The organism is Mesorhizobium sp. M7A.F.Ca.CA.003.01.2.1 (assembly GCF_003998945.1).
In the GTDB taxonomy this organism is placed as follows: domain Bacteria; phylum Pseudomonadota; class Alphaproteobacteria; order Rhizobiales; family Rhizobiaceae; genus Mesorhizobium; species Mesorhizobium ciceri.
In genome coordinates this window covers 1-1076 of sequence record NZ_RZRA01000071.1, presented here as the reverse complement: position 1 = coordinate 1076, position 1076 = coordinate 1, and the positions used below count along the sequence as shown (strand labels likewise).

The following is a 1076-nucleotide window of genomic DNA, read 5'->3' as shown; positions in this document are numbered from 1 at the left end:
TCCGACCGGCAGGCGATCGGCATCGCGGCGACCCATGGCAACGACCGCCTCGGGCACAAGGGCGTCATGGACGATGACATCGGCTTCCATCAGCAGACGATGGGCTCGCAAGGTCAATAGATCCTCGGCGCCCGGACCGGCGCCAACCAGCGCGATGTGACCGCAAGCGGGCGTGTTCGACAGCAGAAGATCGACGGCGGCGTCATGCGCCTGCGAAAGCTGGCCGGCTTCAGCCGCGCGCGCAGGAGCGCCAGCGAAGAAATCATTCCAGAAGCGGCGGCGGGCATTGCCTCTCGGCAGCAGCTTCTCGGCAGCCCCGCGAAACGAAGCCGCAAGAATTGCCAGCGGCCCGAGCGACGGCGACAGCATGCGGTCGATGCGGCCGCGCAACATTTGGGCAAGCACCGGGCCTGCACCCTCGGTGCCGATGGCGATGGCCACCGGCGCGCGGTTGACCAGCGCCGGGGTGAAGAAATCGCAAAGCTCAGGCCGATCGACGGCATTGACCGGAATGCCTAGGCGGCGCGCATCCGCGGCCACCCGGCGGTCGAGTTCCTCGTCGCCGCTGGCGGCAAACACCATGACCGCGCCTTCGAGCTGCGACGCCTCGTAAGCCGCGGCAAAATGAGTCGCGCCGGCCTGGGCGACGAAGGCGAGCAGGTCGGGCTCGGCGTGTTCCGCGACGATCCGCAGGAGCGCGCTCGACTGTCCGATCAGCCGCGCCTTGGCCAGCGCCTCTTCGCCGCCCCCGACGATGGCCACAGCTTCGCCCTCAACCCGCATGAACACGGGGAAGGCGTTGAGCTTGGGAGCAGTGTGCGACATGGACGCGAGCGGAATCCTCAATGAGCTTGCAGTTCTACGCGCGAGCGCGAGAAACCAGAAGGAACGCACTCGCGCATCCCTTATCGGGATGCAATTGCTTTTCTGAAAGCATCCCGGCCAAGAGAAAAATATTTCTCATTTACAGATAGAGCGGATTCAAGCTTCTGTCGCAGGCCTTGATTTGTGGCTCTTTTAGCGCCCGGCGAGAAAAGCCGCAAAACTGTTTTTTCTAAATTCTACCAAGTTAGTAG

Annotated in this window: 1 protein-coding gene; it reads right to left on the bottom strand. The window is 63.7% G+C overall.

The genetic code is table 11. The features are described 5' to 3' along the window. Positions 1-825, bottom strand: an 825-nt coding sequence (locus tag EN969_RS35850; protein ID WP_245467416.1) for an NAD(P)-dependent oxidoreductase, incomplete at its 3' end; no start/stop codon positions are given. Positions 826-1076: the final 251 nt, after the last annotated feature.